Here is a 26,234-nt window from a genome sequence, read left to right on the forward strand (position 1 = left end):
ACTGATGGTTACCGTGTGAGCATGCCACCGTCTCCGGCCGTCAACGCCAGGGTGCCGCTGCTGCCTCCACCACCCGACCGGGTGCGCGACCGTCTGCGTCGCTGGGTTCGCGCGTGGGGCGCCTACACCGGCCTCCGTCACTGGCTGCTGGTGCGTGGAACGATATTGTCCGCGATTTTCGCCGCGCTGTACCTGACCAGCGGTGTGGTGATCGGGTGGCGAACGACCTATGACGTGGCCATCGGCATCACCTCGCCCGGCGATCCCTCCGTCTCGGTGCCGGCGTTGGCATGGCCCGTCTCGCTGGCGGGTTGGCTGGCCGCTCCGGCAGTCTTCGGCGCCGTCGCGGGCGTGGTAATCAGCTTCGCGATCGCTGGCCGGCGGCAGCGGCCGATCGGCGAAGTGCTCGCCAAGGCCGGCGATTCATGACCGAGCAGGAGACGGCCCGAGTTCCAGGATCCCGCGAAGGAAGGCGCACCGTAATCCCGCATCTCAAGGATCTGGTGTACCTGCACAGCGGATTCGAGGTTCCGGCCCGATTCACCCCGGACTTCGTGAGGCTGCACGACGGACACTGGAACGTCGCCGAGCGGGACTGGGAAGCCATCGTCGTGTTGGTGCTGGATACGGACGCCGTGAGTCCTCGCGCCGATGGCTGGAGGGCGGTCAAGCAGGCGGTCGAGGCGGCCGTTGATTTCCTGGTCGACGACCAGATTTGGCCGTGGTGCCCGATCTGCAAGCGAGGTACCTCCGCCGGGCGGATGGAGCAGGATCATGACCGCTGAGCCGACCGGCGTCCGCGGCAGCTTCCGCACGCTCGCGAGGAGGCTGGTGCGTGACTCGTTCCCCGACCGGACCCTTGACGAGGTCGACCACTACGTTGCCCGGGCCGAGGCGCGGATCCACCGGAGGATGTTCCGTCCGAAGCCCGATCCAAACTTCGGTTTCATTGTCGTGGTGGCCCTCGCTCGGAACGGCGCACCCGAACTCGCGCGGTGGGAAACGCAGTGGAGATTCCTGTCGTCAGCGATGAGCTCCGCGCTCGACTACGCCGACATGAACGACGTGGACTGGCACGACAGTGGTGACGGTGTCGTCCTCTTCGTATCACCTCCCGACCGCGCTGGGCGGGTCAGCCACTTCGTCGCCCACCTGGCCCACCAATTGGCAGGGGCAGGACGATCCAGGCGCGACGACGACCGGTTGCGCGTACGTGTCGCACTGCACATGGGTCATCTCATCCGGCACGAGACCGGTTGGGGCGGGTCGGCCGTCGTTACCGCGATGCGGCTGGTCGACAGCGAGTCGTTGAGGTCTGCCATGACGGCGGTGCGGGGGGCGGCGCTGGCGATCATCGCCTCGGACATGTTCTACCGAGACGTCGTTGGACAGGATTATCGCGGCGGGCTCGACCCGTCTGCGTTTAGAGCGGTCGACGTGACCGGCAAGGAATTGCACCAGCAGGCGTGGATCTGGGTGCCCGGTGAAGCGCATCCATCGCCACTGCCCGGGACCGTCCAGGTCCGGTCCGATCGATCGACGATCGTCGGCCCGATCGTCGGCGGCCCGATCGTCGGCGACCGGGTCGGCGGCGGCAAGGTGGTGTACGGCACAGAGGGGACACGCGACGGGAATGGCCCCGACGATCGTCGCTGAGGCATCGGCGCTGCTCGCCGGCCGGGGCCATGGCAGGGTGAGAGCGCAAGAACGGCTGGACCCTCGCGGAGCGGACGGTCGAGCTGTCGCCGGACGCGACACAGCAGTAGCTGCGGTTGCCGGACTAGGCGGCCAGGGTTACCGCGTGCCGGCCGGCGGCGGCTGCCGCCAGGAAGTACGCGTGGTCGGCGTCGAGACCACGGCCCATGGTGGACAGCGGCACGGCGCTGGCCCGCAGCGCGGCGTCCAGACCGTCGGTGAGCACCCGGACGATCCGGTGCCGGGCCGCCAGGGGCGCCAGGGCCGCGTGCACCTCGGTCGCGAGGGACGGCGCCAGGTCCTCGGGCACCACCAGCTCCGCCGGGGCGAGCGCCACCCGACCGTACGCGGTGAGGCTGTGGTGTGACACGCCCCGGTGTCGGGGGCGGGGGTCGGCGTCGGAGATGCGCAACGAGCCGACCGGCTTTCCGCCCAGCGTGGCGATCGCGTTGACCGCCTCGCCGACGGCGACGCCGGAGAAGCCCCACCGGGTTCCGGTGCCCAGGTTGCCCGGTCCCTGGGCCACGATCGCCACGTCCGCGTTCAGCACGTACCGGGCGGCGAGCAGACCGCCGTGCAGGGTGGTGGCCTCCAGGTCGCCACCGAACGCCTGCCCGACGGTGATCGTGCCGGCCAGCTCGGCCCGCAGCCCGGCGAGGGTGCGGGAGAACCAGGCGGGCAGCGCCCCGCCGTCGGTGAGCAGGTACGCCACCCGCGCCTGCGGGGCGTCGGCCCGGATGCCGGCCAGGATCGCCGGGAGCGCCGAGTGCAGGTCGGCGGTGACCACCGGCAGGCCGCCGAGGTCGTCCGCGTCGGCCAGCACGTCGCGGTGCGGAGAGGCCTCCTCGTCGACGCCGAGGAGGATCGGCTGCAACGGCGTGTAGCGGGCCTTGACCAGGTGCCCGGCGTCGCGGGTGTCGGCGACGTCCGGCGGGTCCGGCGGTAGCCGGTCCGGCAGGGCGACCACCAGGGCGTACCCGCCGGTGCCCAACCCCATCAGCAGCGCGCCGGCGTTGAGCAGGACCCGGTCGCCGGGCTCGGGCGTGCCGACCAGGTCCGGGTAGGCCAGCGCCCGCATCCGGGTGCCGTCGGGCAGGTCGACGTCCAGCTCCACCGCCCCGGTCCACTGCCGTCGCAGCGTCGCCACCGTCCCCGTACGCCATCGCACCATGACGGGCACGCTAGCCGCGCGGGCCCGGCGGCCCGCGCCCGGGTGTGGGTCAGGTGGGTTCGGGGCCGCCGGCGTCCGGGGTCGGCCCGGCCTGGGTGTGCCGGGCGGTGCCGGTGGCGCCCGGCATCGAACGGGTCGGGTCGAGGAAGACGAACCTGATCTCCGGGTACCGGTTCGTGAGCCGCCGCTCGGCCTCGTCGGCGGTGGCCTCGATCTGCGCGCCGGTGGCCTCGTCGCGGAAGTCGACCTTCGCGGCGACCAGGATGTCCTGCGGGCCGAGCTGCATGGTCAACAGGGTGTCGATGCGCTCCACCTCGGGCAGTCCGGCCAGATCCTGCTCGATCTCGTGGCGCAGCCGCTCCGGGACGGCCCGGCCGACCAGCAGCGACAGGTTGTTGGCGGCGAGAACCCCGGCGACCGTCAGCAGCAGGAGCCCGATCAGGATCGACGCGACGCCGTCCCACACCTCGTCGCCGGTGGCGTGCGACAGGCCGACGCCGAGCCCGGCCAGCACCAGACCGATCAGGGCCGCGCTGTCCTCCAGGAAGACGGCCTTGACTGTGGTGTCGGCGGTCAGCCGCAGGAACCGCCGAGGCGTGGTCTCCCAGCGTCGCGACTCGCGGCGGACCTGCCGCACCGCCCGGGCCAGTGAGATCGACTCGATGACGAACGACACCCCGAGCACGATGTACGAGATGAGGTAGTCGCCGCTGTGCTCGTGCACCAGGATCGTGGTGACGCCGTGGGTGACGGCGAAACCGGCGCCGGCGACGAACGTGAACATGGCCGCGAAGAACGCCCAGACGTAGCTTTCCTTGCCGTATCCGAAGGGGCGTCGCTGGTCGGCCGGGCGGGCACCGCGGCGCAGCGCCTGGAAGAGCAGCACCTCGGTGGTGGTGTCGGCGACCGAGTGCGCCGCCTCGGAGAGCATCGCGGCTGATCCGGAGATCAGCCCGGCGATCAGCTTGGCGACCGCGATGGCGAGGTTGGCGGCGCCGGCGACGACGACGGTGCCGACGCTCTCGCTCTCGGGCCTGGCGTCCGCTTGCGACATGAGGATCACCCTATGACCGCCGACGGCGACGCGCCGGGGGAGGCCCGATCCGAACAAGTGTGCGGCACGCCCGCGTGGGTGCACGGTGTGGGCGGGTCGGCTGCTAGCGTCTACCGCGTGTCGCGGACCCGCACCGAACGCCTGGTCAACCTGGTGATCTGCCTGCTGTCCACGCGACGGTTCCTGACCGCCGCGCAGATCGCCGCGACCGTGCCCGGTTACGAGCACGATCCGGACGACGCGCGCGACCACGAGGCGTTCCAACGCAAGTTCGAACGGGACAAGGCCGAGCTGCGTGAGCTGGGTGTGCCACTGGAGACCGGCACGGCGAGCGCCTTCGACGCCGAGCCCGGCTACCGGATCGCCCACCGCGAATACGCGCTGCCCGACATCCTCCTCGAACCGGACGAGGCCGCCGCGGTCGGCATCGCCGCCCGGCTGTGGCAGCACGCCGGCTTGGCCGCCGCCGCGTCGTCGGGGCTGGCCAAGCTGCGTGCCGCCGGGGTGGACGTGGACCCGCAGGCGACCCTCGGCCTGGAGCCCATGGTCACTGTCGACCCGGCGTTCGCGCCGCTGACCGCCGCCGCCCGGGACCGCCGCGAGGTGGGGTTCGACTACCGGGTGCCCGACCGCGACGCGCCCAGCCGGCGGCGGCTGCAACCGTGGGGCGTGGTCTGCTGGCGCGGCCGGTGGTACGTGGTCGGCCACGACCAGGACCGGGAGGCGACCCGCTGCTTCCGGCTGTCCCGGGTCGTCGGCGCGGTCCGGGTGACCGGCGCCCCCGGCGCGTACGAGCCGCCGGCCAACGTCGACCTGATCAGCCACGTGGCCCGCTGGTCGGGTCCGGTGGAGCGCACCGGTCGGGCCACCGTGCTGGCCGCGCCGGGGCGGGCCGCCGGGCTGCGCCGCTGGGCGGTGGAGGTGACCGCCGGGCCGGACGGCGACCGGCTGGTCCTGCCGTACGCCGACCCGGACGGGCTGGCCGGTCATCTCGTCGGCTACGGCCCGGACGTGCGGGTTCTCGACCCACCGGAGGTCCGCGAGGCGGTCATCCAACGACTCAAGGAGATCGCCGTGCGCCACGACGAGCTGGCCGTCAGCGGGGGTGCCCGGTGACCCGTCCGGCCGCCCGCAGCGGTTCCCGCGCGTCCGCCGACCGGCTGGCCCGACTGCTCAACCTGGTGCCCTACCTGCTGGCCCGGCCCGGCATCGAGATCGCCGAGGCGGCCGGTGACCTGGGTGTCACCGAGCGCCAGATCCGGGAGGACCTGGAGCTGCTCTGGGTGTGCGGGCTCCCCGGGTACGGCCCCGGTGACCTGATCGACATGGCGTTCGACGGTGACCGGGTGACCATCACCTACGACGCCGGCATCGACCGGCCGTTGCGACTGACCCCCGACGAGGCCCTGGCACTGGTGGTGGCGCTGCGGATGTTGGCCGAGACCCCCGGGGTGGCCAACCGGGAGGCCGTCGAACGGGCCCTCGCCAAGATCGAGGACGCGGGCGACCTGGTGGGCGCGCCGGTGGCGGTCCGGTTGCCCGGGGACACCCCGCGGGTCGAGGCGCTGCGCGCCGCCGTGGAGGGCGGCAAGGCCCTGCGGATCACCTACTACACGGCCGCTCGGGACGAGACCACCGAGCGCGTCATCGACCCGCTGCGGATGCTGATGGTCGGCGGCCGGGCGTACGTGGAGGCGTGGTGTCGGCGCGCGGAGGCCGTCCGGCTGTTCCGCGCCGACCGGATCGACGCGGTCACCGAGTTGGACGAGCCGGCCACGGTGCCGCCGCAGGCCGTCCCGCACGACCTCACCGAGGGCATCTTCCGCCCCTCGGCCGACCTGCCGCTGATCACCCTGCGCATCGGCCGGGGCGAGCGGTGGATCACCGAGTACTACCCGTGCGAGCGGGTGGAGGCCGGCGACGGCGACCAGTGGCTCGTCTCCCTGCGGGTCACCGACCTGGGGTGGGCCCGCCGGTTCGTGCTGGGCCTCGGCCCGGAGGTGACGGTGGTCGCCCCGGTCGAGTTGGCCGAGCAGGTGCGGGCGACGGCGGCCGCCGCGCTGGAGGCGTACGCCGTGCCCACGCCCGCGGCCGTGCCCCGGCCGCCTGAGGTCGACCCGGAGCGTGCGCCGTCGGGTGACCCGGCGGTGGCCGGCCGCACCCAGTAGGCTGACCGCCGTGCTGATCTGGATCGTGCTCGCGGTGGTGCTGCTACCCCTCGTGGCGCTCGCGTTGGCCGTGCGCCCGGTGCTGGCCCGACTGCCCCGACTGCGCCGCGCCGCCGTGGCGTTGCAGCGGCGGGCCGCCGAGGCCGAGGCGCTGCGGGAAACCGCCGAGGCGCTGCAACGGCGTGCCGAGGAAGTCCAACGTCGGCTCGACACCACCTCCCAGCGACTCGCGGTGATCAAGGCCAAGCGCGGCTGATCGGGTACGCACCCGGCGGTGGTTGACGGATCATCGCGGGTTGGTCAAGACTTCACCCTCCCGCCCAGACCACCACCACCCAGTGGGTGGCGGGCAGCCGATCCGCACGTACGATGGGCTGCGTACCACCCCCCGGACACAGAGCGACTGGAGCTTCTCATGGGTGCCCTCAAGCCGTGGCACATCGCTGTTCTCGTGGTTGTGCTGATCCTGCTCTTCGGGGCGAAGCGGCTCCCCGACGCGGCCCGTTCGCTGGGTCGGTCGCTGCGGATCATCAAGGCCGAGACCAAGAGCCTGCAGGAAGACGACCGCGACCTCGCCGAGAAGGCCGACGCGCAGGCCGGCTACCAGCCGCTGCCGCCGCACGCCGGGCAGCAGGCGCCGTACGCTGGCCAGCCGCAGCAGGCCCCGTACCAGCAGGCGCCGCCGCAGCAGCCGGTCGTCGACCCGGTGCACCGCGTCCGCGACAACTGACCGAAGGGCCCCACTACCGTGGCCTTCGCACTGCGTAAACGCGGCCCGAGCACGTTCGAGCGGGCCGCCGACGGCTCGATGACGCTCATCGAGCACGTCCGCGAGCTGCGCAATCGTCTCTTCCGCGCGTCCGTGGCGATCCTGATCGGCTTCGGCTTCGGTTTCTGGTTGGCCAAGCCGGTGCTGCACCTGCTCCAGCAGCCCTACTGTGACCTGCCGCAGGCCAGATACGTCGACGGCAAGTGTGAGTTCGTGCAGCTCGGCCCGGCCGACCTGTTCCTGCTCAACCTGAAGGTCGCGCTCTGGGTCGGGTTGATCGTGGCCGCGCCGATCTGGCTCTACCAGCTCTGGGCGTTCATCGCGCCCGGCCTGCACCGGCACGAGCGGCGCTACGCGTACTTCTTCACCGCCCTCGCCGCGCCGCTGTTCGCGGCCGGTGCGGTGCTGGCGTACTTCGTCACGGCCAAGGGCCTGGAGTTCCTGCTCAGCATCTCGGACAGCGAGATCAGCACGACTCTGGAGATCACCAAGTACATCTCCTTCGTCACCAACCTGATCCTGTTGTTCGGTGTGGCCTTCGAGTTCCCGCTCGTCGTACTGATGCTCAACTTCGTGGGCATCGCCAGCGCCAAGCGGTTGCTCAGCTGGTGGCGCGTGGCGATCTTCGTGTTCTTCGCGTTCTCCGCGGTGGTCACCCCGACACCGGACCCGTTCGGGATGACGGCCCTGGCGATCTGCCTCTCCGCGCTCTACTTCGGCGCGGTGGGCATCGCCTTCCTCAACGACAAGCGGCGTGGGCGGGGCAAGGAGATCTACGCCGGCATCGACGACGACGAGGTGTCGCCGCTGGAGTTCGACGCGGACCCGGTCGTGGCCGGGCAGCGGGTCGACTCGACCGCGCCGATCGGCGTACCCGAACCGGTCGCCCCACCGGCGCCGATCGAGCGTCGCTACGACGACATGACCTGACGGCCCCGCGCCGACCGGTCCACCGACGCCGTCCCCGTTCACCGGGGGCGGCGTCGTCGCGTCACCTCGCGCGTCGGCGGCGGGACTGACGGTGACGGCACCTGCCCCTGGTGAACGGCGGGTGTCCGACCGGTACGGTGCTGCCCGTGACCGCAGACGATCACCTGCCCGGCCCGGTCGCCGTGCTCGCCAACCCGACCGCCGGTCGTGGACGGCACAGGACGTTGCTGCCCCGGCTGCTGGACGGCTTGGCCGCCGCGGGGCGGCCGATCCGGTTGCTGCCGGCGTCCAGCCCCGCCGAGGCGGAGGCGGCGTGCCGAACCGCCGTCGCCGAGGGCGCTGGCGCGTTGGTGGCGGTCGGTGGGGACGGCACCGTGCACCGGGCGTTGCAGGCGGTCGCCGGGACCGCCGTGCCGTTCGGCCCGATCCCGGCCGGCACCGGCAACGACTTCGCCCTGGACACCGGCTTCCCGGCCGACCCCCTTGCGGCGGCGGCGGTGATCGCCGAGGCGGTGCGCGACGGCCGCAGCCAACCGGTCGACCTGGCCCGGATGGTCGGGGTCGACGGCACCGAGCGCTGGTACGGGGCGGTCCTCGCGGCCGGGTTCGACGCGATCGTCAACGAGCGGGCCAACCGGATGCGCTGGCCCCGCGGCCCGCGCCGATACGACCTGGCGATCCTGGTCGAGCTGGCACGGCTGCGCCCACGCCGCTACACGCTGCGCCTCGACGGGGTGCCGCACGACCTGGACGCGGTGCTCGTGGCGGTGGGCAACTGCCCCACGTACGGCGGTGGGATGCGGATCTGCCCCGACGCGGACCCGACCGACGGACTGCTCGACGTGGTGGTGGCGGGTCGGGTCAACCGGCGGACCCTGGTCCGGGTGAAGCCGCGCATCTACCAGGGCACCCACGTCAGCCACCCGCTGGTGCGCAGTTTCCGGGCCCGCACTGTGGAGTTGGCCGCCGAGGGCATCACCTCGTACGCCGACGGGGAACGCTCCCTGCGGCTGCCGGTGACGATCAGCGCGGTTCCGGGCGCCCTGCGGCTGCTGCGTTGACCCGTACCGCACCGATGCTGGCGGCGATGACCAGCACGATGGCGGCGCATTCCAGCAGGGTCAGGGCCTGCCGCAGCACCAGCCACCCGGCGAGCGTGGCGACGGCCGGGCCGAGGCTCATCAGCACCGCGAAGGTGGCGGTGGGCATCCGCCGCAGCGCCAGCAGCTCCAGGGTGTAGGGCAGCCCGGAGGCGAGCACCGCGAGGGCGGCGCCGAGCGCCAGCACCGGCGGGTCGAGCAGCACCGCGCCGCCGTCGATGATGCCCAGCGGCAGGGTGACCAGCGCGGCGAGGGTCAGCGCCAGGGCCAGCCCGTCCGCGCCGGGAAAGCGACCGCCGACCCGGGCGCTCAGCACGATGTACGCGGCCCACATGGCGCCCGCGCCGAACGCGAAGGCCACCCCGACCGGGTTCAGCCGGTCGAAGCCGCCCTGCCCGAGCAGTGCCACCCCGGCCAGTGCGAGACCCGCCCAGCCCCAGCTGGCCAGTCGACGGGCGGAGAACACCGACAGCGCCAACGGGCCGAGCACCTCGAGCGTCACCGCCGGGCCCAGCGGGATGCGTTCGATGGCCTGGTAGAACAGCGAGTTCATGCCGGCCAGCGCCAGCCCGAACGCGCCGGCGGCGAGCCAGGCCGACCGGTCGTGTCCGCGCAGTCGGGGCCGGCACACGACGAGCAGCAGCACCGCCGAGATGGTGAGCCGCAGGGTCACCGCGCCGGCCACCCCGGTACGCGGGAAGAGCAACGCGGCCACGGCGGAGCCGAACTGCACCGACAGGGCCCCGCCGAGCACCAGCCCCACGGCGGCGACGCCAGCGCGCCGGGCTGGTGGCGTCTCGGCCGGTGCCGTCGTGGGCAGCAGGATCTCGGTCACGGGCACGACGGTAGGCCGTCCGCCCTGGCCAACCTGCGGCGGTGTCCACCGGCGTGACCACCGGTGGCCACGGGTCGGGCCAGTGCCGGTCAGCCGGGTAGGGCGAGGTCGAGCACCGCGCCCAACCCGTTCTCCCGGCCCGGCTCGGCTGCCGGGAGCACCAGCACCGAGCAGCCGGCGGCCACCGCACCCGCGTCGGCCGGGGTGTCACCGACCATCAGGGTCTGCTCCGGGTCGACGCCCAGCATGCCGCAGGCACGCCAGAAGATCGCCGGGTCGGGTTTGCAGCGCCCCACCTCGTAGGAGAGCGCGAACGCGCCGACCAGGTCGGTCAGCCCCCAGGCGTCGAAGTGTGGCCGCAGGTCGAAGCCGATGTTGCTGACCACCGCCACCGGCACCCCGGCGTCGCGCAGCGCGGTCAGCGTGGGGGCGGTGTCGGCGTACGGCAGCCAGCCCTCCGTGGTCAGCAGCCGCTCGTAGAGCGCGTCGGCGAAGCCGTCGATACCGGCGTCGACGGTCTCGGCCAGCCCGGTGTACGCGCCCCGGTGGGCGTGTTGGTAGAGGTCCCGGTCGGCCCACAGTTCGGCGAGTCGGGGCGGCACCCGTGCCGGCAGTGGCCCGCCGGCGCGCCCGGCGGTCAGCAGCCGGTCGGCCAGCGAGGTGGCGCGGACCCGGTCCAGGGTGACGCCGCACGCCGCCGCGGCCTCCAACACCCACCGCTGGGGATCCTCCACCTGGGCCAGGGTGCCGTGGAAGTCGAAGAGCACCGCCTTGACAGGGCGTCGCGACGCCCGGCGGGCGGCGGGCGCCTCGGCGGTGCCCGGCGGACTGGTCTGGGGCGGTTCGGCATGGTCCGGCACGCCGTGCACCCTACCGACCGCCCCCGACCGTGCCTCCGGACGGCCTTGTGGGGTGACATGACTCGGCACGCACTAATCTTGGTGGCATGTCGAGCCCCGCCGAGCGGTACGCAGCGGCGCGCCGCAAGGCCGCACAAGCCGCACAGTTTCCGGCGCTGGACGAGTTCGCCCTCGAGTTGGGGTTCGACCTCGACGACTTCCAGCGGGAGGCGTGTCAGTCGCTGGAGCGGGGCAGCGGTGTGCTGGTCTGCGCTCCCACCGGCGCCGGTAAGACGGTGGTCGGGGAGTTCGCCGTCCACCTGGCGTTGCGTGGGCGGCCCGACGACCCGGTGCCCGCCGCCGACGCGACGACCCCACCGGCCCGGCGCAAGTGCTTCTACACCACGCCGATCAAGGCGTTGTCCAACCAGAAGTACCACGACCTGGTTGCCCGGTACGGCGCCGAGCAGGTCGGTCTGCTGACCGGCGACAACGCGATCAACGGCGACGCGCCGGTGGTGGTGATGACCACCGAGGTGCTGCGCAACATGCTGTACGCGGGCTCCAGCACCCTCCAGGGCCTCGCGTACGTGGTGATGGACGAGGTGCACTACCTGGCCGACCGGTTCCGCGGTGGGGTCTGGGAAGAGGTGATCATTCACCTGCCCGCCTCCGTCACCCTGGTCTCGTTGTCGGCGACCGTCTCCAACGCCGAGGAGTTCGCCGACTGGCTGGTCACCGTGCGCGGCGAAACCGCCGTGGTGGTCAGCGAGCACCGGCCGGTGCCGTTGTGGCAGCACATGCTGGTCGGCAAGCGGATGTTCGACCTGTTCCACGACGCCGACGCCGCCCGCAAGCACGACGTGCACCCGGAGCTGCTGCGCTACACCCGGGAGACAGTGCGGCGGCTGGAGTTGGGCGAGGGGCGCAGCGCCGGGCCCGGTGCCGGTCGGCGTGGCCCGCGCTGGCGCGGCCCGTTGCGCCCGGACATCGTCGACCGACTGGACCGGGAGGGTCTGCTACCGGCGATCCTGTTCATCTTCAGCCGGGCCGGTTGCGCCGCCGCGGTGCAGCAGTGTCTCGCCGCCGGGCTGCGGCTCACCTCGGCGGAGGAGCGGGCCGAGATCCGCCGGGTCGTCGAGTCGCGGGTCACGGCCATTCCCGGCGAGGACCTGTCGGTCCTGGGCTACTGGGAGTGGCTGGACGGCCTGGAGCGCGGCCTGGCCGCCCACCACGCCGGCATGCTGCCGGTGTTCAAGGAGATCGTCGAGGAGCTGTTCGTCCGCGGCCTGGTCAAGGCGGTCTTCGCCACCGAGACGCTGGCGTTGGGCATCAACATGCCGGCCCGCTGCGTGGTGCTGGAACGGCTGGTCAAGTACAACGGCGAGGCGCACGTCGACCTGACCCCGGGGGAGTACACCCAGCTCACCGGGCGCGCCGGCCGCCGGGGCATCGACGTGGAGGGGCACGCCGTCGTGGTGTGGTCCCCGGAGACCGACCCACGGCACGTGGCCGGGCTCGCGTCCACCCGCACCTATCCGCTGCGCTCCAGCTTCCGGCCGTCGTACAACATGGCGGTGAACCTGGTCGGCACTGTCGGCGCGGAGCCGGCCCGGGCCCTGCTGGAGTCCTCGTTCGCCCAGTTCCAGGCGGACCGGTCGGTGGTCGGCCTGGCCCGGCAGGTGCAGCGCAACACCGAGACCATCGAGGCGTACGGCGCGGAGGCCGCCTGCCACCACGGCGACTTCGACGAGTACTTCGCGCTGCGGGTGGCGATCGCCGACCGGGAGAAGGCGATCGCCCGGCAGGGGCAGACCCAGCGCAAGGCCGCCGCGGTGGCCTCGTTGGAGCGGCTGCGGGTCGGCGACGTGATCCGGGTGCCGTCGGGCCGTCGGGCCGGGCTGGCAGTGGTGCTGGACCCGGCGACCGGTGGGTTCGGTGAGCCCCGGCCGCTGGTGCTCACCCAGGACCGTTGGGCCGGGCGGGTCAGCCCCGGCGACTTCACCACTCCGGCCGAGGTGTTGGCCCGGATCCGGGTGCCCAAGCACTTCAACCACCGGTCCCCGGGCGCCCGGCGGGATCTCGCCGCCGAGGTCAGCGGCACCGGCCTGGATCGGCACGGCGGCCGACGCGGCGGCCGTTCCCGGCAGGTGACCGGCGAGGACCACCAGATCACCCAGCTCCGCACCGAGCTGCGTCACCACCCCTGCCACGCCTGCCCCGAGCGGGAGGAGCACGCCCGCTGGGCGGAGCGGCGCCGACGGCTGGAGCGCGACACCGAGGAGCTGCGCGAGCGCGTCAGTGGTCGTACGGGGTCCCTCGCTCGAACGTTCGACCGGATCGTGGCGCTGCTGACCGAGCGTGGCTACCTCGCCCGCGACGGTGCGGTCACCGACGCCGGTCGGATGCTGGGCCGGATCTGGACCGAGGCGGACCTGCTGGTCGCCGAGTGCCTGCGCCGGGGGGTGTGGAACGGGTTGTCCCCGGCCGAGCTGGCCGCCGCCGTGTCCGTGGTGGTGTTCGAGGCGCGCCGCGATGTCGACGAGCGGGCGTCGCTGCCGCGCGGGCCGGTGGCCGACGCGGTGGACGAGACGCTGAAGCTGTGGGGGGAGATCGAGGCCGACGAGGCGGCGCGGGGGCTGACGGCCACCCGGGAGCCGGATCTCGGTTTCGCCTGGCCCGTATACCGGTGGGCGCGGGGCGAGGCGCTGGCCAAGGTGCTCGGCAGCGGTCACGAGATCGATGGTGAGATGCCCGCCGGTGACTTCGTCCGGTGGGCCCGACAGGTCGTCGACCTGCTCGGTCAGATTGCCGACTCTGGCGGTGCCACAACGGAGCTGCGGTCGACGGCTCGACAGGCTATAGCGGCCGTCAATCGAGGCGTTCTCGCGTACCACACGTCAGCCTGATGATCACGCTCAGTCATTATCGTCGGTGAATCGACGCAGCGGACGGTCACCGCAACGGCACCCCTCGGATAGCCCCGGGGGCACTGTTGCGCCTGATCACAGGACCCCTGATCATTGCCGAGGCGTCTTGTTGACGCGTCGGTAACGAATGGGGAGAAAGCCGCCGTGGCGGAGATCAATCACTTTGAGTACGGATGGATCACGCCCGGGCTGAGCTACGCGCTGTCAGTGCTCGGCTCGATCCTCGGTCTGGTCTGCGCCGGGCGCATCCGCACCGCCCGCACGAGCGGCCAGCGGGCGTGGTGGGGTCTGCTGTCGGCCTGGGCGTTGGGCGGCACCGCCATCTGGGCGATGCACTTCATGGCCATGCTCGGCTTCGCCGTCGAGGACACCCGGATCCGCTACGACGTGCCGCTGACCGCGGCCAGCACGGCCATCGCCGTGGTGGCGGTCGGTATCGGCCTGGCCATCGTGGGCACCGGCCGCCTGAATCCGGTACGCCTGATCGCCGGCGGCATCTTCACCGGCGCCGGCGTGGCCTCCATGCACTACACCGGCATGGCCGCCATGCGCCTCAACGGCAGCCTCAGCTACGACACCCTCCGGGTTGTGCTCTCGGTGGTCATCGCCGTGGTGGCGTCCACCGTCGCGCTGTGGCTCGCGATGACTGTCCGGCGGGGGTTGGCGATCTTCGCCTCCGCGCTGGTCATGGGGATCGCCGTCAACGGGATGCACTTCACCGGCATGAGCGCCCTGTCGGTGCACCGCCACGAGCGGGCCGGTGAGGTGACCGGTGCCGGGGTGAGCACCCTGCTGGTGCCGATCGTGCTGGCGGTGCTCTTCGGGGTGGTCGGTCTGCTCTACGCGCTGCTCGCGGCCCCGACCGACGACGACAGGGCCGCCGCCGCGTACCTCGACGGGCGGCGACTCGCGGAACCGGCACCCTCGACGCCCACCGCCGCTCCCGACCCGGTCGGGTTGCGCGCCCGCTCCACCCTCGGCCAGCCCGGTACTCCCTTCCCGTCCCGCCGGGACACGCCGCCGCGCTGATGTCGTGCGCCGGCACGCGCCCGCCGGGGAGGCGGATCAGGCCGGTCTCCGGCCGGGTCGGCTGCGGTCGATCGCGAGGGTGACCAGCAGCCCGGGGTGATCGGTCGTCCCGTGCATGGGCACCAGGCCGCGACAGCAGAGCGTGATGTCGGTGGTCGCCGTGACGTGTTGCAGCCGGCCGTCGTCGACCCGCTGATGGCCCGGCGGGGTGCAGGACCGCACGTCGGGGTCGTGGCCGGCGCGCAGGTTGAGGTCGCCACCCAGCACGGTGGGCTCGTACCCGGCGTTGCGGCCGATCGTCGGCAGGATGGTGTCGAGCAGGTGGTCGCACTGGGTGAGCGCGATGCGGTAGCCGGTGGCCGACAGGTGCGTGGTGCAGGCGAGCAGGGCGCCATCGACGTCGACGCAGAGCCAGGCTCGTTCCTCGGGGTCCGCGAGGTCCTGTGTGGGGTGGGTTCCGGCGTACACGGTGCTCGGGGTGGCCGGTGTCCGCACGTGGGTCAGCAGCCCGATGCCGAACCGTTGGCCGTTACGACAGCGGGTGTCGTCGCCGCTCGGACGGTCGCCGGCGGCCTGGAACGCGGCCACGACCCTCCGCCCAGGGTGGACGGTCTGGAAGACGCCGTGCAGGGCGGACAGGTCATCCGCGCAGATCTCGTTGAGGGTGACCAGGTAGGGTGCCTCGGTGCTGATCACCTCGGCGGCCCTGGCCATCGCCCGGCCGGTGTAGCAGCCGGCGCGGCCACTGTTGCAGAGGTTCAGCTGGAGCATCCGGAGGACGGTGGGCTGCGCGGCGTCGGTGGGCGCGGCCGGCGATGCGGCCGGCCGGGTGGCCGGCAGTGCGGCGGCGGCGAGTAGGCAGCCCACGGCCAGGGTCCGGCGCAGGAACCGGTACGGACGGGCGGCCACACGGACTCCGGGGTGCGCGAGGCGACAATCATCGCCGGGTTTGCCAGTGATCCTACTGGCGGTCGATCGGCGATCGGGGTCCAGAGCGGTGGGCCGAGGGGGCACGCGCGCGGCGCGTACCCCCTCGGGTCGCTCAGTGGGCGCGGACCGCGACGACCGTGTAGGGCGTGGTGGGGGTCGGCGGTGTGGTGAACCGGGCGTTGGGCAGGTAGAGCCGGCCCAGCGCCTTGGCCACGGTGGTGGGTACGTCGAAGTTCGGATCGGTGATGGTGCCGGTGAGCGTTCCGGCGGTGCCGGCGTGGTTCAGCCGGACCACAGCGATCTGGTTGAGGCGGTTCTGCACGACGTAGAGGGTGCGGCCGAGCAGTAGAAGTCCATCGCCGTTGGTGAAGGTGTGACCCGGCACGTCCACGACGGTGCTCGCCCCGGTCGCCGGGTCGACCCGGTACAGGGTGCCGGTGGTGGACTGGACGACGATCAGCGCCCGGCCGTCCGGTGTGGTGGCGATGCCGTTGAGGTTCACCCCGGTGCCGACCTGCTCGTACGCGCCGGTCAGCGTGATCGTGGTGAAGGCGTCGGCGGGCGGCAGCGCCCCACGGCGACCGAGCGGCAGCCGGTAGAGCACCGGCCGGTTCGAGTCGGTGAAGTATGCCGCGTCGCGGGTCAGCACGACGTCGTTGACGAACGTCGGGGCGGTGGCGAACTGGTAGCGGGCCAGTACCTCGCCGGTGCGGGTGTCGAGCACGCGAGCGTCGCCAGCCGTGCCACCGGAGACGAAGAGCCGGCCACGTGGGTCGACCTTGAGGCCGAGCGACGGTGTGCCGGTGGCCGCGCCGATCGTCGTACCCCGGCCGGTGACCAGGTCGACGCGCTGGATGGCGCCGGTAGAGCGCGAGCCGAAGTAGGCGTACCGGCCGGCGGTGGCGATGCCCTCGGGCTGGAACCCGTCGGGGAGGGCGAGGACGGCCGGCGGCCGCCCTGCGGGGTGCGCCTGCGCCGGCGCGACGGCGACGGTGGCCAGCATCGCGGCGGTCAACGCGCCGCCGAGCGTGGTGCGGAGGGGGCGGTTCACTGTGCTCCTTCCGGGCGGAAGCGGCACGAGCCGACACGTCCGCCACGTTCACTGGGGCCAGGACCCTCCCCACTGTACGACCGCTGGCGGGTGCCCGCTCGGCGTCACCGGCGCGGCCTTCGGGTGACCGCGCCGGTGAGCCCGTCGAGCGGGCGGAGGTCAGGCGTTGCGGACCAGCCTCCACCGGTTGTCCGCGCTGCCGTTGTCCGGATCCTGCACGGCCTGCGCTCCCCAGGCGGTCGACGCGTTCAGGATCCCGAGCAGCTTGTTGCTGTTGACGTTGCGGATCTTGTAGGTGCCGTCACCGTTGTCCACGAGGATCCACCGGTGATCGGCGGTGCCGTTGTCGGCCCACTGCAGGACCCGGGCGTTGTCGGCGGTGGACATGTTCTCCACGCCCAGGACCTTGCCGCTGTTGACGTTGCGGAACCGGACCGCGTTGCCGTCGGTGATGACCACCCAGTTGTGGTCCGCGGTGCCGCTGTCGCCCCACTGCACGGCCAGACCACCGTCGGCGGTGGACATGTTCTGGACACCGAGGACCAGCCCGGTGCCGACGTTGACCAGGCGGTAGCTGCCGGTGGGGCCGCCGCTGCCGCTGGTGTTCCAGTAGACCGTGTAGTTGTAGCCGTGGGCGTCGTAGAAGGGGGCGAGGTTAACCGCGGACCCGTTGGCGCTGGCGGTGAACGCGAGCGAGCTGGTGCTGGTCCGGGTGATCGAGGAGACGGTGAGGGTGGGCAGGGTGCTCAGGGCCGTGTTGCCGTAGTTGCCGGCCAACACCGTGGGGCCGTACGTGACCGCGCCAACGTTGGCGTTGTCGTTGGCGGCCTTGACGGCGACCTGCATCGGCAGCCGCACGGTGATGGTGTCGCCCGCGGCCCAGGTGCGCGTGACCGTGGCGTAGCTGCCCGGTGTGGTGGTGACGTTCTCCACCGTGCCGTTGACGGCGATCGTCGCGCCGCTGGTCCAGGACGGGATCCGCACCCGGATGCTCCACGACCCGCTCATCGAGCCGGACAGGGTCAGCGTGGTGGTGTCACTGACCGGGAAGCTGGTGGTCTGGGTGACAGTGATACCGCGCTGCGTCCAGTTCAGCACCGACGGCGTGAACAGGTTCACGCTCAGTGTGGTGCCGTTGTAGAAGTAGATGGAGTCCATCAATCTGGTGTTGATTTCCAGGCCGGTGCCCTGGCAGCACCAGAACGAGTTGTAGTCGGTGCTCCAGGTGCCGCCACCCCACGCCGGGCCCACACCTCGGCGTCCGCCCGGCCGCAGCGGGGTGAAGTAGGTGATGTGGCCGTGGCTGTCGGCCGGGTTCTGCCCGCCGATCAGGTGGTTGATCAGCGCGCGCTCGTAGAAGTCGAAGTAGTCCGCCCGGTTCGGGTCGAGCAGCCACAGCTCGCGGGTCAGCTTGAGCATGTTGAAGGTGTTGCACTGCTCGCAGGTGTCGTTGCTGAGGTAGCCGGCGATGGCGTTCGGCGGCCGGAAGTGCTCCGCCTGGCTGTTGCCGCCGATGACGTAGGTGTGCGCGCCGACGGTGATGCGCCACGCGTTGTTGGCGATGTCCCGGTAACGGGTGGTCCCGGTGGCCTTGTACTCCCGAGCCGCGCCGATCCACTTGGGCACCTGCGTGTTGGCGTGCAGCCCGTTGAGCTGGTCCTGGCCGGAGGCCAGGGGGTTGAACACGGAGTTGTGGTCGAACCGCTGCGCGGTGGCGAGCCACCGGCTGTCGCCGGTCTGCTGGTAGATGTCGGCGAGCACGTCGTTCATGCCCCCGAACTCGGTGCCCAGCATCGACTGCATCTGGCTGGAGCTCAGCCGGCTGGTCCGGGTGTCGACCCAGCCGGCGAGGGCCAGCAGCACCGTACGGGCCTGGGTGTTGCCGATGTAGCGCCAGACGTCGAGTAGACCCGCGAGGGTCTTGTGGATGCAGTAGTAGGGCACGTTGCCGTTGGAGAGCGTCCGTGCCTCGAGCGCGGTGAAGTCGGACTCCGGGAAGCCGGAGAGGTAACCCGCGCCGAACCCGGCGGCGGAGTTGTTGGCCTGGCACTTGGCCAACTCGGCCACCATGTAGTTGGCCTTGTCCCGGCAGGTCGTGTCACCCAGCACCGCGTACGCGTACGCCCACGCGCTCAGGAAGTGGCCCTGCATGTGGGTCCGGAACGGGAAGTTCGGCGCGTCCCAGCCCCCGTTGGTGGCGGCGCCGTTTGTGGACAGCCGGTGGTTGGCGCGGAAGTTGTAGAGCATCCGGTCGACGTCGACGAACCGCAGGTAGTTGAGCGTCCGGGTCTGGTTGTCCATCCAACGGCCGGAGCTGAGTCGTACCTGACCCGGGTCGAATGCGTACGCCGAGACGCCGATGTCGGGCCGGGCCGGGGGCACGACGGCCGCGGACGCGCTCCCGGGGGAGACGGCGACGCCGCTAGCGGAGACCACCACGGTGGCTCCGGCGGCCTGAAGCAGGTGGCGGCGGCTGAGGGGCAGGGGTGGCATGGGGAACCTCCAGGTGGCCGGGTACGTCGGGCCCGCCATCGATGGCGGTGGGTCGTCGGCGGCAAAAGGGGCCGACGCCGGGTGCGGTGGGGTGGGTGGGACGTGGGTCGCCGTGGACGCCGGGTGCCCACCCCTGCGCTTATCGCGGCACATCGATGTGATCGCTAACATAGTTCGTCGTTAACACGCCCGCAACCCCCGGGGCGCCTCGCCGACCCATTCCCGCGACGACCTGGCCCGGCGTCACCGGGCCTGGTGGCGGGTGTGGTCCGAAACGGACATCCGGCGGGCTCGCGATCATCGGAGCGTTACCGTGCGTAACGGTCGGCCGTCGGCTTCCCTCCGTTGACGCCTGTCCGGTCGCTCAGTACCGTGCATCGTAAACCTTCGATGTCCACGTCGATACCTCAATGCTGCGATGTGGTTACGACGGTCATCCCGCGCCTTACAAAATCCAGGTCAGATGGGGGAGGAGGCATTCACTGATAGCTGTTAGCGCTAACACGGCCGCCGATCGTGCTGCCCCGCCCGGGAACGGCAAAGCCCGTTCGAGCGGTCGCCGGGACAGCGGTGGCTCGCCCAGTCAGACATCCGCACGCGCACTCTCTGTGGGAGTAATCGTGAAAGTGAAGGATCGAACCACAACTCGGGCCACCCGCCGGGCCAGGCGCGCCATCGCCTGGCTGGCAAGCATGGCCTGTCTCCTCGCACTGATCCCGGGTACGGCCAAGGCCGACAACCCCATCGTCCAGAACATCTACACCGCCGACCCGGCGCCGATGGTGCACAACGGCCGGGTCTACCTCTACACCGGACATGACGAGGACGGGTCCACCTATTTCACCATGCGTGAGTGGCGGGTGTACTCGTCCGCCGACATGGTGAACTGGACCGATCACGGATCGCCGATGAATCTGGCGACGTTCGCGTGGGCGGACGCCAACGCGTGGGCCGGGCAGGTCGTTCCGCGCAACGGAAAGTTCTACTGGTACGTGCCGGTGCGCCAGCGCTCCAACGGGCAGATGGTCATCGGCGTCGGGGTGGCCGACAGCCCGACCGGGCCGTTCCGCGACGCGCTCGGTCGACCACTGGTCGGCAACAACGAAATCGACCCGCACGCGTTCATCGACGATGACGGGCAGGCGTATCTGTACTGGGGTAACCCGGGTCTGTGGTACGTGAAGTTGAACCCGGACATGATTTCGTTCTCCGGCAGCGCGACACGCATTCCACTCACGACGGCGGGGTTCGGTATCCGTAACGGTAATGCGAGTCGGCCGACGCTGTATGAGGAGGGGCCGTGGGTGTTCAAGCGCAACGGGTTGTACTACAACGTGTTCGCGGCGGAGTGCTGTTCCGAGTTCATCGCGTACTCCACGGCGACCGGGCCGACGGGGCCGTGGACATATCGGGGAACGATCATGCCGCGGCAGGGCGCTAGCTTCACCAATCACGCGGGCGTGATCGATTTCCAGGGCGGTTCGTATTTCTTCTATCACAACGGCGCGTTGCCCGGTGGCGGTGGTTACACCCGTTCGGTCGCGGTGGAGAAGTTCAGTTACACCAGCAACGGCCTGTTCCCGACTATCACGATGACGAACACCGGTGCCCCACAGGTGGGCACGCTGAACCCGTACGTGCGCCAGGAGGCCGAGACGATCGCCTGGGGCTCGGGGATCGAGACCGAGGCGTCCACCGAGGGCGGGATGAACGTCGGTTGGATCGAGAACGGCGACTACATCAAGGTCAAGGGTGTCGCCTTCGGCGCGGGTGCGACAGCGTTCAGCGCCCGGGTCGCGTCGGCCACCAGCGGCGGCCGGATCGAGGTACGCCTCGACAGCGCCAACGGCCCGACCGTGGGCACCTGCACCGTGGGCGGCACCGGCGGCTGGCAGACCTGGAGCACCACCACCTGCGCGGTCAGCGGAGCGACCGGCACCCATGATCTCTACCTGCGCTTCGCCGGCGGCAGCGGCAACCTGTTCAACATCAACTGGTGGCAGTTCAGCGGCACCGGCGGCAGCGCCGCCAACCTGCTCACCAACGGCGACGTGGAGAACGGCACGACCGGCTGGGGTGTGCACGGCAGCGGCACCCTCGCCAGGAACACCACAGTCGCGCACGGCGGCAGCGGATCGCTGTCGATCACCGGCCGGACCGGTGCCTGGAACGGCCCCAGTCAGGACGTGACCGCCAGGCTCACCAACGGCAAGAGCTACACCACCAACGTCTGGGTACGAGCACAGAGCGGCACCCCGTCGGCGAAGGCGACGTTGTCGCTGACCGCGAACGGCACGACGAACTACCTCCAGCTGACGCCGGCGGTGGGGGTGAACGTCAACGGCTGGACCCTGCTCACCGGCTCCACGACCGTGTCGTGGAGCGGCACCCTGACCAGCGCCGCCTTCTACGTCGAGACGGCCGAGGGCACCGACAGCCTCCTGGTCGACGACGCATCGTTCCAGTGACGGGTGCTGCCGGAGCCGGGCTCGGCGCGGCTCCGGCAGCACGGCGACGTGCCCCACCACTGCGATGGAGCGGCAGGTTTCCCGACGCGGTTGGTTACGACTTGACGAACGGCATGTTATCGCTCACAGTCGATGGTTGAGGGCAGCCGCACCTGTGGTTCACCGGGCGAACCTGCTGTGGCACCTCGACCCGCGACGTCCGCCCAGGGCATGCCGGACGTCGGGTCAGGACTCCCCGCACCGCTGCCGCGACGGCGACCGTTGCTGACGTCTCCCATGTCGCAGGAGCAGATTCGGGCGTGCGTCTCCATCGCTGCACCACCACAGAGAAGGAATCCGCATGAATCACAGAAGAGCCCTGCGAGCGGCGGTGACCATCGCCGTTACCGGCGCCCTCGCCGCCGGCATGACGATGACGCTGACCTCCACGGCCAGCGCCGGTACGACCCTCCGGGCCTCGGCGGCCGAGAAGGGCCGTTACTTCGGCGCGGCCGTCGCGACGGGCAAGCTTTCCACCAGCGTGTACGCGACGATCCTGAACCGTGAGTTCAACAGTGTCGTGGCCGAGAACGAGATGAAGTGGGACGCCACCGAGCCGCAGCAGGGTCGGTTCAGCTACACCGGCGGTGATCGGTTGGTCAGTCACGCGCAGGCCAATGGCATGAGCGTGCGGGGGCACGCGTTGCTGTGGCACCAGCAGCAGCCGGGCTGGGCGCAGGGCATGTCCGGTAGCGCGTTGCGCAACGCGGCCATCAACCACGTCACGCAGGTGGCGACGCATTTCCGCGGGAAGATTCACTCCTGGGACGTGGTGAACGAGGCGTTCGCCGACGGTGGTAGCGGTGGGCGTCGGGACTCGAACCTGCAGCGCACCGGCAACGACTGGATCGAGGCGGCGTTCCGGGCGGCGCGGGCTGCGGATCCGGGTGCGAAGTTGTGTTACAACGACTACAACACCGACGGGATCAACGCGAAGTCGACGGGGATCTACAACATGGTGCGGGACTTCAAGTCCCGTGGCGTGCCGATCGACTGCGTGGGTTTCCAGTCGCACCTGGGCACCTCGCTGGCCAGTGACTACCAGGCCAACCTCCAGCGGTTCGCCGATCTCGGTGTGGATGTCCAGATCACCGAGCTGGACGTGATGACCGGCGGCAACCAGGCCAACATCTTCGGGGCTGTCACCCGCGCCTGCATGAACGTCTCGCGCTGCACCGGCATCACTGTGTGGGGTGTGCGGGACTGCGACTCGTGGCGTGGCTCGGACAACGCCCTGCTGTTCGACTGCAACGGCAACAAGAAGGCCGCGTACACCAACGTTCTGAACGCCCTCAACGCCGGCCCCGCCATCCCCACCGACCCGCCGACCGACCCGCCGACGGATCCGCCGACGGACCCGCCCACCACCCCGCCGCCGGGGACGGGTGGTTGCTCGGCGTCGGTGTCACTGAACTCGTGGACCGGTGGTTTCGTGGCCACCGTGAAGGTGACCGCCGGCTCCGCCGGCACGAGCGGGTGGAACGTCGGCGTCACCCTTGCCAGCGGTGCGAGTGTCACCAACACCTGGAGCGCGACGGCCACCGGCTCGACCGGCGCGGTGCGGTTTGCCAACGTGGACTACAACGGCCGCCTCGGCGCGGGCCAGGTCACCGAGTTCGGTTTCCAGGGCACGGGCAGTGGGGCCGGCATCACGCCCACCTGCACCGCCTCCTGAGAACGACTGACTGACCGCACAGCGTCGGCCGGTGTGGGGGACCGATCCTGGTCCTCCACACCGGCCGACGTCGTCTCGCGTTCGAACCTGTCGATCAGGAATACGGGAGCCGCAGCACCGACTGGTTGCCGATGCCCAGCGTGGTCGGGTTGTTGCCGATCGCCGACCAGACCTCCACCCGGACCGTGCCGTTGCTCAGCGCGCCCAACGTGCCGGTGGCCGAGGACAGGCCGGCGTTCTGGGTGTAGTGCTCGTAGCCGGTGACCGGGTCGGTGGCGAAGTAGCGCAGAGTCTCCACCCGCTCCCAACTGCCGTTGCCCGTGAGGTCGTAGGAGATCCGCACCTGCACGCCGTTGCCGACCGCCGTCCCGGCGTCCACGAACAGGTCGAAGGTGGTCTGCCCGCCGGAGTAGGCGAGGTTGAGGCCGGTGGCCGTGAAGACCTGCGCGTTGGTGGGCGTACCGTCGTGGTTTCCGTTGGCCGCCGCGACAGTCGTCGTGGCCGCGCCACCGGCGGCGCCCAACCCGCCTCCGGGCAGCAGGTACCGCGTCGGATTGCCCGTGGTCGGCGGCGGGGTGGTCGTCGGCGGGGGGTCCGTCGGCGTCGTCGGGGGAACACCGCCGGCCGCGTTGCCACCACTCCAGGTGTACGCCCCGGTGGTGGCCGTCTTGCCGGCTCCCACGGCGAGCGTGGTGCCGTTGGAGAACGTCACAGTGATCGGCGTCGCCGTCGGGTTCGACGCCACGTAGGTGCGCGCCCCGTTGCGCGAGAAGACCGCCGACAGCGGATGGTTGCCGGTCACCGTCGTGTCCACATTGCCGAGGGCGGCGAGGTTACGGATCCAGTGGAACGTGTGCGCCCGGCTCTCGCCCTCCTCCGGGGTGTAGCCCGGGTTCGCGCGGAGGTTCGCCAGCGCCGCGTCGGGGTCGCCGAGGGCCTGGAACTGCCAGAGGATGTCCTGCCACACCGTCGGTTGTCCGCCGTTGTTGCGGACGAGTTCGGCGTAGTTGGTCCGCACGTACGCCGGGTTGTTGCCCAGGTAGAGGTGACCGCCGGTGACCGGGAGCAGGTTGATGCCCTGGATCATCTCCGGCTCGCCGCTGAACCAGGTGGCGTACGCGCCGCCGTCACCCCAGACCATGCCGACCGTGGAGTGCCCGAACGCGGCGGGGAAGTTCTGGTCGCTGACGTCGAACCAGTACTCCTGGATGGCGGCGGCCTGGGTGGTGTAGAGGAAGACGCCGGCGTCGCGGATGGCGGTGTTACCCGTCGTCTGCCCCCACTGGATCAGGGCGCTCGCGAAGTTCATCCCCTCCGACGAGGACTCCTGGTTGTTGCCGGAGCCGAAGGAGCCGTGCCCGGACGCCCAGTCGTGCCCGGCGTAGATGTCGAAGTCGCGCAGGTACGGGAACTGGGTGTCGCCGCGGCGGTAGTTGTTGGCGTCGCGGATCAGCAGGTCGACCATGCCGCCGTAGCGGCTGGTGGCCGCCCAGGCCGGGTCGAACTTCGCCAGGGTCGCGGCAGCGGCGATGTAGTAGCCGTAGTGGAAGTGGTGGTCGTTGAGCTCCTGGTCGGACCCGTACGACGCCGGGTAGCCGATCAGGGTGCCCCAGTTGTTGTCGTAGTAGAAGACCCGGCTGGTCTTGCCGCTGGACGCGGTGAACCAGTCGGTGAGCGTGCTACGGATCGCGTTCAGCGCGCTGTCGCGCGTCGTGGTGTCGTTGACCTGGTCGGCGATCTCGGCGATCCGAGCGGCCCGGCCGAGCCCCTTGCCGGTCCAGTAGGTGTCGTTGCCGCGTTGGTCCATCGGGTTGGCGCGGGTGGCGGCCAGGTGCCCGGTGAGCGTCGACAGGTCACCACCGCTGCCGTCGCCGACGGCCGGCAGCTCCGGCAGGATGCCCTGGAACTTCATGGCGGTGCGGAACTGGTTGACGCCGGTGAGCACCTTCATCCGGCCGCGCGCCGACGGGTAGGTCGGCGTGATCGCTGTGGAACCGCTCAGTGACTTCCACTGGTGCGGGTAGAGACTGACCACGGTCTGCGTGGCGGTGCCCTCCCGGGCGGTAGTGGTGAACGCGTACGTGGTGGTCAGGCCGCTGGTCGCGGGGTTGTAGGCGTACGAGACCTGGGTGCCGGTCACGTGGGCGTGCGCGTACTGACCGTAGGTCGCGGCCAGCGCGGCGCGCTCCGTCGCGCTGGACGTCGGCGGCAGCAGCGCGACGGAGAAGTAACCCCGACCGGCCAGGGTGGACGAGATCCGGCCGGACGCCACGGTCCAGCTGGCGCCGCTGGGCGCGAACCCGACGTAGTCGTGGCCGTTGACCCGGAAGCCGATGGTGGCGCCGCTGTTGGACCAGACGTCCGGGGTGCCGGCGGTGCTGATCTGCGCGTTCCCCCCGGTGGTCTGGAAGTACGCGAAGGGCAGACCGTGGCCGATGGTCGCGCGCATGGTGCGCGTGCCGTCGCTCCAGTGCGGGCTGACCGTCCAGTCCGTCCAGCCGTCGACCTTCACCAGGGGTGCGGCGAGCCCGGCCACACCGACCCGGATGTCCTGCACGTACGGGTAGTGGAACTCGCCGACACCGGTGGCGGTGCCGCTGATGGCGGGCGTTGAGTTGGCGGAGAAGCCGAGCCCGTCACCGAAGGTGTCGTACGAGATCGGGTGGGCGTGCAACGGCTCACTGAACGAGCAGTCGGTGCGCTTCCACAGCAGCGAGGACCACCAGTCGTTGGTGGGGATCGGCCCGGCGGGCGCGTTGGCGGTGGCGAACTGCCGGGGGTTGCTGGACATCGCGCCGCAGCCGCTCGGGAGCGGGCCGACCGGGGTGGTGGTGTAGCTGCCGGCGCCGACGGGTGCGGCTTCGGCCGCGCGGGTGACGGGGATGGCGAGGCCGCCGACGACCAGGGCCAGCGCGGTGGCGGCGGCCAGGGCCCATCGGCGGTGGGGGACGGGAGGTTTCATCGTGCCTCCATCGCGCGCGCCGGGTGCGGCCCTTGCCGGGTCCAGCGCTTTGCGTCTGAATTGGGGGGAAGGTCAGGTGAGAGAGCGCTCTCTCGG

At 71.1% G+C, this 26,234-nt stretch carries 21 protein-coding genes; 13 read left to right on the top strand and 8 right to left on the bottom strand.

Features of this window, described 5'->3' with window-relative positions:
- Positions 1-21: 21 nt before the first annotated feature.
- The 3 genes from GA0070561_RS31030 to GA0070561_RS31040 are packed head-to-tail and all read left to right on the top strand — an operon-like array spanning position 22 to position 1,656.
- Entirely contained in the window at positions 22-429 is a 408-nt protein-coding gene (locus GA0070561_RS31030) for a DUF6313 family protein (RefSeq protein WP_141710503.1), read from the top strand.
- Entirely contained in the window at positions 426-785 is a 360-nt protein-coding gene (locus GA0070561_RS31035) for a hypothetical protein (protein WP_141710504.1), read from the top strand. Before GA0070561_RS31030 ends, GA0070561_RS31035 begins: the two co-directional genes overlap by 4 nt.
- Positions 775-1,656: a hypothetical protein gene (locus tag GA0070561_RS31040; protein ID WP_091408705.1), complete on the top strand. Its 882-nt coding sequence runs from the start codon at positions 775-777 to the stop codon at positions 1,654-1,656. Before GA0070561_RS31035 ends, GA0070561_RS31040 begins: the two co-directional genes overlap by 11 nt.
- A 124-nt stretch (positions 1,657-1,780) precedes the next feature.
- Here GA0070561_RS31040 and GA0070561_RS31045 read toward each other — a convergent pair whose 3' ends face one another.
- Together GA0070561_RS31045 and GA0070561_RS31050 are read right to left on the bottom strand one after the other, a co-directional pair.
- Positions 1,781-2,866: a DUF3866 family protein gene (locus GA0070561_RS31045; protein WP_091408709.1), complete on the bottom strand. Its 1,086-nt coding sequence runs from the start codon at positions 2,864-2,866 to the stop codon at positions 1,781-1,783.
- A 49-nt stretch (positions 2,867-2,915) separates the two neighbouring features.
- Positions 2,916-3,920 (bottom strand): cation diffusion facilitator family transporter, encoded by a 1,005-nt coding sequence (locus GA0070561_RS31050; RefSeq protein WP_091408902.1) that lies wholly within the window; start codon positions 3,918-3,920, stop codon positions 2,916-2,918.
- 117 nt (positions 3,921-4,037) lie between these two features.
- Here GA0070561_RS31050 and GA0070561_RS31055 point away from each other — a divergent pair, with 117 nt between their 5' ends.
- The 6 genes from GA0070561_RS31055 to GA0070561_RS31080 all read left to right on the top strand — a co-directional run bounded on the left by GA0070561_RS31055 (position 4,038) and on the right by GA0070561_RS31080 (position 8,848).
- On the top strand, positions 4,038-5,036 hold the full coding sequence (locus GA0070561_RS31055) for a helix-turn-helix transcriptional regulator (RefSeq protein ID WP_091408906.1): 999 nt from the start codon (positions 4,038-4,040) through the stop codon (positions 5,034-5,036).
- Positions 5,033-6,088 (top strand): helix-turn-helix transcriptional regulator, encoded by a 1,056-nt coding sequence (locus GA0070561_RS31060; protein WP_091408713.1) that lies wholly within the window; start codon positions 5,033-5,035, stop codon positions 6,086-6,088. The genes GA0070561_RS31055 and GA0070561_RS31060 overlap by 4 nt, the downstream gene beginning before the upstream one ends.
- 10 nt (positions 6,089-6,098) lie before the next feature.
- Positions 6,099-6,344, top strand: a complete 246-nt coding sequence (locus GA0070561_RS31065) for a hypothetical protein (RefSeq protein ID WP_091408909.1) — start codon at positions 6,099-6,101, stop codon at positions 6,342-6,344.
- 159 nt (positions 6,345-6,503) lie between these two features.
- Positions 6,504-6,818 (top strand): Sec-independent protein translocase subunit TatA, encoded by a 315-nt coding sequence (gene tatA / locus GA0070561_RS31070; RefSeq protein ID WP_091408718.1) that lies wholly within the window; start codon positions 6,504-6,506, stop codon positions 6,816-6,818.
- 18 nt (positions 6,819-6,836) lie between these two features.
- A complete protein-coding gene (gene tatC, locus GA0070561_RS31075) occupies positions 6,837-7,787 on the top strand; it encodes a twin-arginine translocase subunit TatC (RefSeq protein WP_091408722.1) in 951 nt (316 codons plus the stop codon).
- Between the two features lie 137 nt (positions 7,788-7,924).
- Positions 7,925-8,848 carry a diacylglycerol kinase gene (locus GA0070561_RS31080; protein WP_091408913.1) on the top strand — a complete coding sequence of 308 codons (924 nt, stop codon included), beginning with the start codon at positions 7,925-7,927 and terminating at the stop codon, positions 8,846-8,848.
- On the opposite strand, the gene GA0070561_RS31085 is transcribed toward GA0070561_RS31080, so the two are convergent.
- Positions 8,811-9,728 (bottom strand): EamA family transporter, encoded by a 918-nt coding sequence (locus GA0070561_RS31085; RefSeq protein WP_091408726.1) that lies wholly within the window; start codon positions 9,726-9,728, stop codon positions 8,811-8,813. The two genes, GA0070561_RS31080 and GA0070561_RS31085, sit on opposite strands and share 38 nt — an antisense overlap.
- A gap of 83 nt (positions 9,729-9,811) precedes the next feature.
- Positions 9,812-10,582 (bottom strand): HAD family hydrolase, encoded by a 771-nt coding sequence (locus tag GA0070561_RS31090; RefSeq protein ID WP_091408917.1) that lies wholly within the window; start codon positions 10,580-10,582, stop codon positions 9,812-9,814.
- 86 nt (positions 10,583-10,668) lie between these two features.
- Between GA0070561_RS31090 and GA0070561_RS31095 the strand changes: the two genes are divergently transcribed.
- Positions 10,669-13,470 carry a DEAD/DEAH box helicase gene (locus tag GA0070561_RS31095; RefSeq protein WP_091408729.1) on the top strand — a complete coding sequence of 934 codons (2,802 nt, stop codon included), beginning with the start codon at positions 10,669-10,671 and terminating at the stop codon, positions 13,468-13,470.
- Positions 13,471-13,635: 165 nt separating this feature from the next.
- Complete coding sequence (locus tag GA0070561_RS31100) at positions 13,636-14,520, top strand: MHYT domain-containing protein (protein ID WP_091408732.1); 885 nt, start codon at positions 13,636-13,638, stop codon at positions 14,518-14,520.
- 36 nt (positions 14,521-14,556) lie between these two features.
- Here the strand turns inward: GA0070561_RS31100 and GA0070561_RS31105 are convergent, their stop codons facing one another.
- The 3 genes from GA0070561_RS31105 to GA0070561_RS31115 form a co-directional block, all read right to left on the bottom strand.
- Entirely contained in the window at positions 14,557-15,429 is an 873-nt protein-coding gene (locus tag GA0070561_RS31105) for an endonuclease/exonuclease/phosphatase family protein (RefSeq protein ID WP_091408735.1), read from the bottom strand.
- Positions 15,430-15,562: 133 nt separating this feature from the next.
- Complete coding sequence (locus GA0070561_RS31110) at positions 15,563-16,501, bottom strand: SMP-30/gluconolactonase/LRE family protein (RefSeq protein ID WP_091408739.1); 939 nt, start codon at positions 16,499-16,501, stop codon at positions 15,563-15,565.
- Between the two features lie 159 nt (positions 16,502-16,660).
- On the bottom strand, positions 16,661-18,994 hold the full coding sequence (locus GA0070561_RS31115) for a beta-L-arabinofuranosidase domain-containing protein (protein ID WP_091408920.1): 2,334 nt from the start codon (positions 18,992-18,994) through the stop codon (positions 16,661-16,663).
- Positions 18,995-19,686: 692 nt separating this feature from the next.
- Between GA0070561_RS31115 and GA0070561_RS31120 the strand changes: the two genes are divergently transcribed.
- Together GA0070561_RS31120 and GA0070561_RS31125 are read left to right on the top strand one after the other, a co-directional pair.
- Positions 19,687-21,462 (top strand): family 43 glycosylhydrolase, encoded by a 1,776-nt coding sequence (locus GA0070561_RS31120; RefSeq protein WP_091408923.1) that lies wholly within the window; start codon positions 19,687-19,689, stop codon positions 21,460-21,462.
- Positions 21,463-21,802: 340 nt separating this feature from the next.
- Complete coding sequence (locus GA0070561_RS31125) at positions 21,803-23,176, top strand: endo-1,4-beta-xylanase (protein WP_091408744.1); 1,374 nt, start codon at positions 21,803-21,805, stop codon at positions 23,174-23,176.
- 94 nt (positions 23,177-23,270) lie between these two features.
- On the opposite strand, the gene GA0070561_RS31130 is transcribed toward GA0070561_RS31125, so the two are convergent.
- Entirely contained in the window at positions 23,271-26,138 is a 2,868-nt protein-coding gene (locus GA0070561_RS31130) for a glycosyl hydrolase (RefSeq protein WP_091408747.1), read from the bottom strand.
- Positions 26,139-26,234 lie beyond the last annotated feature (96 nt).

The sequence above is a fragment of the Micromonospora saelicesensis genome (assembly GCF_900091575.1).
Lineage (GTDB): Bacteria > Actinomycetota > Actinomycetes > Mycobacteriales > Micromonosporaceae > Micromonospora > Micromonospora saelicesensis.

What these genes read in the sequence shown, in the direction of transcription:
- GA0070561_RS31030 (WP_141710503.1), top strand. Translation starts at nt 22, where the DNA reads ATGCCACCGTCTCCGGCCGTCAACGCCAGGGTGCCGCTGCTGCCTCCA.
- GA0070561_RS31035 (WP_141710504.1), top strand. Translation starts at nt 426, where the DNA reads ATGACCGAGCAGGAGACGGCCCGAGTTCCAGGATCCCGCGAAGGAAGG.
- GA0070561_RS31040 (WP_091408705.1), top strand. Translation starts at nt 775, where the DNA reads ATGACCGCTGAGCCGACCGGCGTCCGCGGCAGCTTCCGCACGCTCGCG.
- GA0070561_RS31045 (WP_091408709.1), bottom strand. Translation starts at nt 2,866, where the DNA reads ATGGTGCGATGGCGTACGGGGACGGTGGCGACGCTGCGACGGCAGTGG.
- GA0070561_RS31050 (WP_091408902.1), bottom strand. Translation starts at nt 3,920, where the DNA reads ATGTCGCAAGCGGACGCCAGGCCCGAGAGCGAGAGCGTCGGCACCGTC.
- tatA (WP_091408718.1), top strand. Translation starts at nt 6,504, where the DNA reads ATGGGTGCCCTCAAGCCGTGGCACATCGCTGTTCTCGTGGTTGTGCTG.
- GA0070561_RS31095 (WP_091408729.1), top strand. Translation starts at nt 10,669, where the DNA reads ATGTCGAGCCCCGCCGAGCGGTACGCAGCGGCGCGCCGCAAGGCCGCA.
- GA0070561_RS31115 (WP_091408920.1), bottom strand. Translation starts at nt 18,994, where the DNA reads ATGCCACCCCTGCCCCTCAGCCGCCGCCACCTGCTTCAGGCCGCCGGA.
- GA0070561_RS31120 (WP_091408923.1), top strand. Translation starts at nt 19,687, where the DNA reads ATGGCCTGTCTCCTCGCACTGATCCCGGGTACGGCCAAGGCCGACAAC.
- GA0070561_RS31125 (WP_091408744.1), top strand. Translation starts at nt 21,803, where the DNA reads ATGAATCACAGAAGAGCCCTGCGAGCGGCGGTGACCATCGCCGTTACC.
- GA0070561_RS31130 (WP_091408747.1), bottom strand. Translation starts at nt 26,138, where the DNA reads ATGAAACCTCCCGTCCCCCACCGCCGATGGGCCCTGGCCGCCGCCACC.